Annotated in this window: 9 protein-coding genes and 2 pseudogenes; 8 read left to right on the top strand and 3 right to left on the bottom strand. The window is 66.0% G+C overall.

The genetic code is table 11. From position 1 onward, the window contains the following. Positions 1–1,177: adenylate/guanylate cyclase domain-containing protein (locus A5652_RS10245; RefSeq protein ID WP_067350148.1), on the bottom strand; the 1,177-nt coding region annotated here is incomplete at its 3' end. A 184-nt stretch (positions 1,178–1,361) separates the two neighbouring features. On the opposite strand from A5652_RS10245, the gene A5652_RS10240 reads away from it, so the two are divergent. Further along, positions 1,362–1,652: a GlsB/YeaQ/YmgE family stress response membrane protein gene (locus A5652_RS10240; RefSeq protein WP_067350145.1), complete on the top strand. Its 291-nt coding sequence runs from the start codon at positions 1,362–1,364 to the stop codon at positions 1,650–1,652. Positions 1,653–2,235: 583 nt separating this feature from the next. Then, on the top strand, positions 2,236–2,607 hold the full coding sequence (locus tag A5652_RS10235) for a hypothetical protein (RefSeq protein ID WP_067350143.1): 372 nt from the start codon (positions 2,236–2,238) through the stop codon (positions 2,605–2,607). A gap of 58 nt (positions 2,608–2,665) precedes the next feature. On the opposite strand, the gene A5652_RS10230 is transcribed toward A5652_RS10235, so the two are convergent. Then, entirely contained in the window at positions 2,666–3,133 is a 468-nt protein-coding gene (locus A5652_RS10230) for an SRPBCC family protein (RefSeq protein WP_067350139.1), read from the bottom strand. A gap of 208 nt (positions 3,134–3,341) precedes the next feature. Between A5652_RS10230 and A5652_RS10225 the strand changes: the two are divergent. From A5652_RS10225 to A5652_RS10210, 4 genes and pseudogenes are all read left to right on the top strand, one after another. Next, a pseudogene (locus A5652_RS10225) lies at positions 3,342–5,181 on the top strand (fatty acyl-AMP ligase). A gap of 70 nt (positions 5,182–5,251) precedes the next feature. Further along, positions 5,252–6,484 carry a serine hydrolase domain-containing protein gene (locus tag A5652_RS10220; RefSeq protein WP_067350136.1) on the top strand — a complete coding sequence of 411 codons (1,233 nt, stop codon included), beginning with the start codon at positions 5,252–5,254 and terminating at the stop codon, positions 6,482–6,484. Between the two features lie 36 nt (positions 6,485–6,520). Continuing rightward, complete coding sequence (locus tag A5652_RS10215; protein WP_067350133.1) at positions 6,521–7,192, top strand: hypothetical protein; 672 nt, start codon at positions 6,521–6,523, stop codon at positions 7,190–7,192. A gap of 13 nt (positions 7,193–7,205) precedes the next feature. After that, the gene (locus A5652_RS10210; protein WP_082983846.1) at positions 7,206–7,979 is read left to right on the top strand and encodes a YqjF family protein; all 774 of its coding nucleotides are present in this window, start codon (positions 7,206–7,208) and stop codon (positions 7,977–7,979) included. A 1-nt stretch (position 7,980) separates the two neighbouring features. Here A5652_RS10210 and A5652_RS10205 read toward each other — a convergent pair whose 3' ends face one another. Beyond that, the gene (locus A5652_RS10205) at positions 7,981–8,751 is read right to left on the bottom strand and encodes an SDR family oxidoreductase (RefSeq protein ID WP_067350130.1); all 771 of its coding nucleotides are present in this window, start codon (positions 8,749–8,751) and stop codon (positions 7,981–7,983) included. 58 nt (positions 8,752–8,809) lie between these two features. On the opposite strand from A5652_RS10205, the gene A5652_RS10200 reads away from it, so the two are divergent. Together A5652_RS10200 and A5652_RS26615 are read left to right on the top strand one after the other, a co-directional pair. Continuing rightward, complete coding sequence (locus A5652_RS10200; protein WP_067350127.1) at positions 8,810–9,286, top strand: nuclear transport factor 2 family protein; 477 nt, start codon at positions 8,810–8,812, stop codon at positions 9,284–9,286. Between the two features lie 101 nt (positions 9,287–9,387). Beyond that, positions 9,388–9,531: pseudogene (locus tag A5652_RS26615) on the top strand (DJ-1/PfpI family protein); the annotation flags it as partial. Positions 9,532–9,565: the final 34 nt, after the last annotated feature.

Genomic DNA, 9,565 nt, shown 5'->3' with positions numbered 1-9,565 from the left:
CACCGGCATGGTCCGCCAGCTCGTTGGGGGCGCCGAACACGGCCAGCGCGCCGTCGCCGAGGAACTTGTTGACGTGGCCGCCGGCGTCCACGACTGCTGGCACCACAATCTCAAACAGGGTGTTGAGCCGGGCGACGGTGTCCTCTGCCGTGTTCGCCTCGGCGAATGGGGTGAAGTCGCGGATGTCGACGAACATGACGGTGACCTCGCGGCGCTCACCGGTGAAGACATCGTCACCCTGCTCGAGTAGGCGCGCCGCCAAGGCCGGGTCGACGTAGGTGCCGAACGCGGCCTGAAGTCGTTGCCGCTCAGCCAAACCCGCTTGCATGCGGTTGAACGACGCTGCTAACGCGCCCAGGTCATCATCCTGAACCACCGGCACCCGCTGGCTGTAATCACCGGCCGCGACCCGCTCAGTAGCATGTGCGAGATCACTAACGGGCCGCAGAGACGGTGAGAACGCGAAGCCGACGGTGATCGGCACCGCATAGCCGACCGCTAAGCCGACTGCAATAGCGGTGCAGAACACGGGAAACGAACTGGCCCAATCGAATGCAGCCGCCAGCATTGCGCCCGACTGAGCGAAGGCAAATGCGGCAGCGAGCATGGTCAGGTTGGACCACGCGGCGAACGTCGGACGCGAGCGGGGCAGGGAGTCACCGGCGCCCGTGTCTCCGGCAATCGCAAGCCTGGCCGGGCGCAACGCTGCTTCCAAGAAGCTGTGCACAGCGATCAGTTGAACGGCTGTCCCGAGACCAGCACCAAGGATCCCGTACTGAACCAGGCGCGTCGGGGTCGCCCCGGCGATTGCGCCGATAATAACTGTCAGCAGGGCTGCCCAAACGCAGCCGCCGACGACGACGCGGACAATTGTCCTGCGGGCATATGTGTAGGTGCCATCGAGGACTCTGCCCCGCTCCACTTCGTGGCCGGCTGCCCACTGTTCAGCAAGGCGAATCCCGCCACGGCCGGGAAGCACCATCACGTACACCAGCAGCGGCACCGCACCAACGGTGACAACAGCGGCCTCGACATAGTCATCGGCCTTCTCGTAGGCGACAACGACCAGTGACGCAAGGAGGTAGATCGACAGCATGACCGGAAGTGTGACCGCGCAGATCGCCCACGAGTACCTCGGCCCGTATCGATCCCAGGCCCACTGCCATATCCGATCCATGCAGGGAGACTAAAACGGTTAGCAAACTGGCGGCGGGACTTCGTCATGCGACTCGTGCCATCTGCCGGTGGTCATCGAAACCGAAGCTGACGGGTTCGACGTATGTGTTATTACTTCCCGGTTCAGGGAACCCTTGTCGAAGATGGGGCCCATCGGGGGCGCCGCTACGACAGGAGTTGCAGCAATGATTGGGTCAATAGTCCTCGCCATCGTGGTGGGTGCGCTCATCGGTTTGGTCGCGCGCCTGCTCATGCCGGGCAAACAAGACATCGGCATGATCATGACCATTGCACTCGGCGCACTAGGCGGGCTGATCGGCTCATGGGTAGCGAGTCAGTTCGGATACCACAATGCCAACGGCGGAATCGCTTGGGTTCCATTTCTCATCGGGGTCGGTGCTGCCATCGTTCTGATCGCGATTTGGGAAACCATTCGGGGTCGCCGTACCCGCCGCGCCGGGTTGCTTCGCCGCTGACCGGCTCACGGCCAAGACAAACGGTGCATTGAGTCCCTGGGCTAATTAAGGCGCCGAACCGGCAGAAACTCCGGAAGTTCATGCGTGCGCAGCGGCGGAGGGGGCGCCGGGCCGAGGAGGGCATCGAAATCGCATACCCACCCGGCCCGGCCCTGCTTTGTCCGCACCCGATTTGCGGCCGGGACGCCCAAAGCGCTTAAAACCCATTCCAGCTGGGTAATCGCAAGAAATCGGGGCGACCATCGCTCTGGAGGGGACCGGCCTCATGTTAAGACGACACACGATGCGCGACATCGATCAGGATCTGCAGATGGTCGCGGCCGTCCGCTTGGCGGATCTTCGCCGCGCAGCTCGAGCTCAGGAGCGGGTGCCATCCACAGACATTGCGGATGCCTCGCGCGGTGAACATCTGCCGCCGCACTCAGGTTGGGAATTCCTACTCCAAGTGCCAGCCTGAATCGGTATCGCTGCTGTCGATAGACGTGGCCGAGGCGGTGCGTAGTCGGCGGCCGTCGTCCGGCTTCATATCGAGGTGACAGCCGCAGCTCAGGGGGTAACTAATGACGCGGCGCATACCTGAAGGATGACCACCAACATCCCTCACCCGACGATCGCCGCCCGATGGCGTTGGCGTCGGCGATTGCTGCACCTCTTCCTCGCGGGCGCCGCGGCCGTGGCAACCCTGGCCGGGTACGACGCCGCGCAGCCCCGGGCCACCGGAACCACGCCGAAATTCGGAGCAGTCCGCCTGACGGACATGGCCCAGTCACCCCTGGCGCCACCCGGTCTCGCCGGCGGCGGCTTGGCTGCCGATGATAACGACGATCAAGCCCGGCAACAGCAGCTGCAACAGTCCATGCAGCAGGCCCAAGAACAAAACGACGAGGCCCAACAGCAGTTCAACCAGGACATGCAGCAGCAACAAACCTACGAGAACCAGTTCAACAACCCGTAACTCGTGAATCGAAGCGTGGCGGCCGCTTTTGCGCGGCCGTCATGCGTTGTGCGGAAAACTATCGCCCGCCGTTGGATTCGCGTTCGGCCGCCTTCACCAGTCGGCCCGCGAAAAACCTGACCGCTCCGCCCATCGCCGCACGCATGATCGGGCCCGTCCCGCGAACGCCTTCGGTGAATGACCCGGTCCAGCGAATGTCGGTTCCGCCGGCCGCATTCGGCGTAAGGACCACCTCGCCCGCGTAGTCCTTGGCCGGGCTGGGCGGACCGACCAGCTTGTAGGCGTGGCGACGGTCCTGCTCGTACTCGACCGTTTCCTCCTGCACGTAGACCGGCCACATGCCCACCTTGCGGATGGCCCCGATGCCGCCCGGGGCGGGATCGCCCTCGCGGGCCCAGCTCGAGTGCATCACGATCGGCTTGGCCCACCGCGACCAATTGGCTCCGTCGGCCACCAGCCGGAACAGCGTCGCGGCGGGCGCACTGCTGGTGCGGGTGATTTCAAAGGAATAGTTGCGGCCCGGCATGACAACTCCTGGTGGTAGCAAACGCACGGCCCTGGACGCCGCTCGCGGGTAGGCTACCGCCCGCGGTAGGCGTCGGCCGGATCGGGTTGACCGTCGCCACACGCCCGGTGATCGAACGTCTGCCGGAAACGGCGAATGCGCCCGCCGCTCTTAATGTTTGCCGATTCGCCGGCGGCGACGTTCGCATCGGCTTGCCTAGACTGCAGGCATGATTCGCGATTTCGGGCAGGACGGCCCAGATGGCATACTTCGGATCGAAGACTGCCTGGACGCGGCGGGCGGTGTCGTGCTGCCGCCCGGGGTCAACCTGATATCGCTCATCGACCGCAACATCGCGAACGTCGGTGACACCGTGGCGTATCGCTATCTCGATTACAGCCGGTCGGCCGATGGTGATGCCGAAGAGGTGACGTGGAGGCGGTTCGGTATCCGGCTGGAAGCCATTGGCGCCCGCATCCAGCAGGCCGCCAGTCGCGGTGAGCGTGTTGCGGTCCTCGCACCGCAGGGCATCGACTATGTCGCCGGCTTCTACGCGGCGGTCAAGACCGGGACCATTGCAGTCCCGTTATTCGCCCCGGAACTGCCCGGCCACGCCGAGCGGCTCGATACCGCGCTGCGCGATTCCGAGCCCACCGTCGTACTAACGACGACACCCGCGCGAGAGGCGGTGGAGAAGTTTCTGGACGGCCACCCGCACCTGCGCCGGCCGGACGTCATCGCGATCGTCAAATACCCGACTCGGCGGGGGAGTCGTTCGTGCCTACCGAGATCGGCATGGACGACGTGTCGCACCTGCAGTACACATCAGGCTCGACCCGGCCGCCGGTGGGTGTCGAAATCACTCATCGCGCGGTGGGCACCAACCTGGTGCAGATGATCCTGTCCATCGATCTGCTGGACCGAAACACTCACGGCGTCAGCTGGTTACCGCTGTACCACGACATGGGTCTGTCGATGATCGGCTTCCCGGCCGTCTACGGCGGCCACTCCACGCTGATGTCACCGACCGCGTTCGTCCGGCGGCCCCAGCGATGGATCCAGGCCCTGTCCGACGGGTCCCGGCAGGGGAACGTCGTCACCGCCGCGCCGAACTTCGCTTACGAGTGGGCCGCTCAGCGCGGACTGCCCAGCCGCGGTGCAGACATCGATCTGCGAAACGTGGTAATGATCATCGGCTCCGAACCCGTCAGCATCGACGCCATGAAGACCTTCAACAAGGCGTTTGCGCCGTACGGGTTGCCGAAGACCGCGTTCAAACCGTCCTACGGGATCGCCGAGGGCACGTTGTTCGTCGCGACCATCGCCCCTTCCGCGGAAGCGACGGCGGCGTACTTCGACCGGGAACGGCTGGGCGCAGGGCACGCGGTGCGCGTCGACGCGGATTCCCCAAACGCCGTGCCGCAGGTGTCGTGCGGCCAGGTCGCGCGCAGCGAATGGGCCGTCATCGTCGATACCGCAAGCGGATCCGAGTTGCGGGACGGTGCGGTGGGCGAAATCTGGTTGCGGGCAACAATGTCGGCCGCGGCTACTGGGGCCTGCCGGACGAGACGCGGCGGGCATTCGGCGCCGTGCTCCAATCGCGGCTCGCCGACGGCAGCCATGCGGAGGGCGCCGATTTGGACCGCACTTGGCTGCGCACCGGCGACTTGGGCGTGTATCTCGACGGTGAGCTGTATGTGACCGGCCGGATCGCGGACCTCGTGACGATCGACGGCCGCGACCACTACCCGCAACACATCGAGGCCACCGTGGCCGAGGCGTCCGAAATCGTCCGGCGCGGATACGTGACGGTGTTTGCCATCCCGGACGGCGATGCTCGGGGTGCCGCCCGGCTCGTCGTCGTCGCCGAACGCGCCGCGGGCACCAGCCGGCAGGACCCACAGCCGGCGATCGAGTCAATCCGTGCGGCGGTCGCGCAGCGGCACGGTCTGAACCTGTCAGACGTGCGCCTCCTGCCGGCCGGCGCTATCCCACGGACGACGAGCGGCAAGCTGGCTCGCAGGGCCTGCCTGGCGGAATACCTCGGCGGCACCCTGGGCGTCCGCTGATCGGCGGGCCGAACGCTCAAAAGGCCCTGTGCGCGTACCCGGCTGGCTAGTCTCCACTCGGAGGCGAGAGATGGTTCTCAAGTTGAGGGTGTCGCCGGAGTCGATCGGCGGCGACGTGGAGGCAGGCTACGGCAAGGTGGCCGACGCTTTTCGTGCGACCTTTCGCGACGGCGCCGAAGTCGGTGCGGCCGTCGCCGTCTATCGCGATGGCGTCAAGGTAGTCGACCTGTGGGGCGGCTACCGCAACGGGCTGACCAAGGATCCGTGGCAGGCCGACACGATGGTGAATATGTTCTCTACGACCAAAGGCGTCGCTGCCCTGGTCGTGGCGACGGCGGTATCCCGCGGGCTCATCTCTTACGACGCCAAGGTCGCCGACTACTGGCCAGAATTCGCGCAAGCGGGCAAGCGCGATGTCACCGTCCGCCAACTCCTGGCGCATCAGGCCGGGGTCTGCGCGCTGAAACCGAAGCCGACGCTGGCCGACGTGGCCGATCCGCGCCGGCTATCGCCGATCCTGGCGGCCCAGGTGCCGGCCTGGCGACCGGGCACCCGGCACGGATACCACGCGATCACGCTCGGCTGGTACGAGTCCGAGTTGATCCGCCGGACCGATCCGGCCGGACGCACGTTGGGCCGGTTCATGGCCGACGAGATCGTCACGCCGGCGGGACTGGACCTGTACATCGGGCTTCCCGAGTCGGTCGACCGCACCCGAGTCGCCCATATCCACAATTGGGCGCGCGCGGAAACGATGCTGCATCTGGGCGTCATGCCGCCCGGGTTCGTTGGCGCGTCGCTCAACCCGGTCGGCCTGACGGCACGCACCATCGCGGTGCCGCGTGGCGTCAACCCCTTCAATGGGGACTACAACCGCGACGACGTCAGGACGGTCGAGATCCCGTCGGCGAACGGCATCGGTACCGCCAGGTCGGTCGCACGCATGTACGGCAGCGTGGCTTGCGGCAGTAGCGAGGTTGCACTCAGCAACGCCGTACGCGACGCGCTGGCCGCACCGGCGATGCCACCGAGCCACGGCGTGCGGGACAAGGTGATGCACATCGATGTGGCATATTCACTCGGTTTCTGTAAGCCCGTCCCGCAGTTCGTGTTCGGGTCGTCGGGCAAGGCTTTCGGCACCCCGGGCTTCGGCGGATCGTTCGGATGTGCCGACCCGGACACCGGCATCGGGTTCGCCTACGTGATGAACCGGCTCGGGTTTCACCTCTGGAGCGATCCGCGTGAACTGGCCTTAAGACAGGCGTTGTTTCGCGATGTGCTCGGGGTGCGCCCACAAAGTTGACCAAACGATCGCCGTTGCGGGTGGCATCCTGGCCATGTGGGCTTGCTATTTCGGTTGGCGGAGCTGTTGATCGTCATCCTGCCTCTGACGGGCGCGATCGTGGCCGCCGTGCGCGCGTTCGGCCGACGGCGCACCGATGCGCAATCGCAGGACATGGACCGGACACGACCACCGGACCCGCCCGCCCCCGACGGTGCCGGGGTGAATCAGGCCGCGCAGTGGCGCTCGGTCCGCCGCGTACTGGACGAGCACGGCCGCACGGATGCGCGCTGGCTCGAATACGAACTCGACGTCGCCAAATTGCTGGACTTCCCGCTGATGACAGACATGCGCGACGCAAACACGATCGCGTTCCACAAAGCCAAGCTGCGAGCCGACTTCCTGCGCCCCATCAAGGCCGAGGATCTGCTCGACGACCGCGAGGGTGCCGCGCAATACATGGCCGCCGTCGAGGACTACGTCACGGCGTTCAACGCCGCCGAGGCCGAAGCGATCCGTAGACGCCGCAACGATTTCTCCCGGGCGGATCAGCAGCGAATTGCGCGGGCGCAGAGCCTGTTACGAGTCGCGGCCGACCCGGCGGCGGCTTCGCACGAACGCCAACGCGCATACGATGTGGCCCGCAACGAGCTCGACGGCCTGCTCGTGCTGCCATCCACCACGCAGGCGAACCTCGAGCGCGGAATCTCCGGCGAGCTGGAGCGATAGGGCCGGCGATCGGATGACCGCGACACCCGGACCGCCGGCCGCCGAACCAAACGGGCGGCATGGCCTCGAGGGTTATCCGCTGACTCCGCCGCCGCTTCCCAGGCCGGTGACGTTCGACCAGCGCTGGCGAGATCTGACCTTCATCCATTGGCCGGTGCGCCCTGAAAGCGTGGAAGCGATGTACCCACCCGGCACCCGTCCCGACGTCTTCGCAGACGGGCTGACCTACGTCGGGCTCGTCCCGTTTGCCATGGGCAGCACCAAAGTCGGCTCCGCAGTTCCGCTTCCGTACTTCGGCAGCTTCCTGGAGACCAACGTCCGTCTGTATTCGATCGACGACGCCGGACGTCACGGTGTGCTTTTCCGCTCGCTGGAAACTGCGCGCTTGGCCGTCGTGCCGATCACCCGCATTGGCCTCGGCGTCCCGTACACCTGGGCCAGGATGCGGATGCGGCACGACGGCGGCCGCGTCGCGTATGACAGCGTGCGCCGATGGCCTCGGCGCGGCTTACGCAGCCGGATCGAGATCGCCGTAGGCGAAGTGGTCGAACCGACGCCGCTGGAGATCTGGCTCACCGCCCGCTGGGGAGCACATACGCGTAAGGCGGGCCGGACGTGGTGGGCGCCGAACGAGCACGGGGCGTGGCCGCTTCGCGCGGCCGAGATTGTCGAGCTGGACAGCGAACTAGTGGAGGCAGCCGGGGTGCGTGCGGCCGGCGAGCGGTTACGCGCGCTGTATTCGTGCGGTGTGCGAACGCGCTTCGGCCGCCCCCAGCTGGTCCGGTGAGCTACGGGCAGGTGTATCCGCCGTCGATCACGACGTCCGAACCGGTCATATAGCTGGAAGCCTCGCTGGCCAAATAGAGGTAGAGGCCGATGAGCTCTTCGGGGCGGCCGATGCGACCGAGCGGTATCTTCGGCTCCCATTGACGGTGATACTCCGTCAACGGCTCGACGAGCTCGGTCAGGATGTAGCCGGGGCTGACGCTGTTGACCCGAATGTTGTGCGGCGCCAATTCGACTGCCATCGCCTTGGTCATGTGAATGACGGCCGCCTTGGAGGCGCAGTAATGGCCGACCTGTTGTGGCACGTTGATGATGCTGCCCGACATCGAGGCGGTGTTGATGATGACGCCGCCGCGCCCCTGGGCCACCATCGCCCGGGCCGCCGCCTGCGCGGTCAAAAACACACCGGTCACGTTGGTGTCCTGGATGCGCTGGAATTCCTCGGGCGACATCTCCAGCATCGGCACCACCGTGATGATGCCGGCGTTGCACACCGCGACGTCGATGCCGCCCAGCTCCGCGACCACCCGATCCACCATGCTGTTCACCTGCTCGGGCCGGGTCACGTCGCACCGGATCGGCACCACCTTGCCGGCACCTTCCGCCGCCAGCTCGGCGGCGACGCTTTCGAGGGCCTCGACGTTCCGGGCCGCGACGGCCACGTCGGCGCCGGCTTGCGCGTAGGCCTGAGCCACCTTCCTGCCGATACCGCTGGACGCCCCGGTGACCAACGCGCTCTTGCCGCGCAGGCTGAACAAGTCCATGACGTTCATCCGAGATCCCCATTCATACGAGCGGCCCAAAACCGAAACACGTTCTAGTGTGTCCGCTATGGGCAAATTCAGTAGGGCAGAAATCGATAACGCCGTCGATAACTACACCAAAGTGGTCGAAGGGTGCAGCGCCTCGGGCGACTGGCGACCGTTTGCGGACCTGTTCACCGAGGATGTCACCTACACCGAGCATCACTACGGTGTCTTTCACGGGCGCGAGGCGGTCCGCGACTGGATCGTCGCGGTGATGGCGCCCTTCCCGCATATGCGTTTTCCCAATGACTGGGTAGCTCATGACGACGACAATGACGCCGTCGTCGTCATGATCAAGAACCTGCTGGATCACCCGACCGACCCGAAAGGGGAACCGTTCTGGTTCCCGAACTGGACCCGGCTGGTCTACGCGGGTGACGGGCTGTTCTCCAGTGAGGAAGACATCTACAACCCAGACCGTGACGCTCCCGGTGTCGTTGCGGCCTGGATGCAGGCCGGCGGGCAGCTCGCCACGACGGAAATCCTGCAGCCCGGCGCCTGACGCCTACTCGCTCGGGGCGATAGTGCTTGCGCGCGAAGCGCTATCACCGGCGCTAGCTTCTTTCTGACTCACCTACGCCGTGCCGGAAGCGACCGCCCGCCCGCGCCGCCGCGACGGCGCTGCTCTCCCGCGACAGCGTGAAACCCGCCAACGTGAAGGCCACGACCTTGCTCGCCTGGGAGCAGGCGCTGGGCAAGGTCCGGTCGCGGCGGCGCGGGCGGGCGGTCGCTTCCGGCACGGCGTAGGTGAGTCAGAAAGAAGCTAGCGCCGGTGATAGCG

It is taken from the genome of Mycobacterium sp. 1165178.9 (genome assembly GCF_001673555.1).
Lineage (GTDB): Bacteria > Actinomycetota > Actinomycetes > Mycobacteriales > Mycobacteriaceae > Mycobacterium.
The sequence above is the reverse complement of the archived record's forward strand: the minus strand, read 5'-3'. Positions and strand labels throughout refer to the sequence as shown.

Excerpts from the sequence above, each read along its gene's own strand:
- A5652_RS10240 (WP_067350145.1), top strand. The coding sequence starts at position 1,362 with ATGATTGGGTCAATAGTCCTCGCCATCGTGGTGGGTGCGCTCATCGGT.
- A5652_RS10235 (WP_067350143.1), top strand. The coding sequence starts at position 2,236 with ATGACCACCAACATCCCTCACCCGACGATCGCCGCCCGATGGCGTTGG.
- A5652_RS10230 (WP_067350139.1), bottom strand. The coding sequence starts at position 3,133 with ATGCCGGGCCGCAACTATTCCTTTGAAATCACCCGCACCAGCAGTGCG.
- A5652_RS10220 (WP_067350136.1), top strand. The coding sequence starts at position 5,252 with ATGGTTCTCAAGTTGAGGGTGTCGCCGGAGTCGATCGGCGGCGACGTG.
- A5652_RS10210 (WP_082983846.1), top strand. The coding sequence starts at position 7,206 with ATGACCGCGACACCCGGACCGCCGGCCGCCGAACCAAACGGGCGGCAT.
- A5652_RS10205 (WP_067350130.1), bottom strand. The coding sequence starts at position 8,751 with ATGAACGTCATGGACTTGTTCAGCCTGCGCGGCAAGAGCGCGTTGGTC.
- A5652_RS10200 (WP_067350127.1), top strand. The coding sequence starts at position 8,810 with ATGGGCAAATTCAGTAGGGCAGAAATCGATAACGCCGTCGATAACTAC.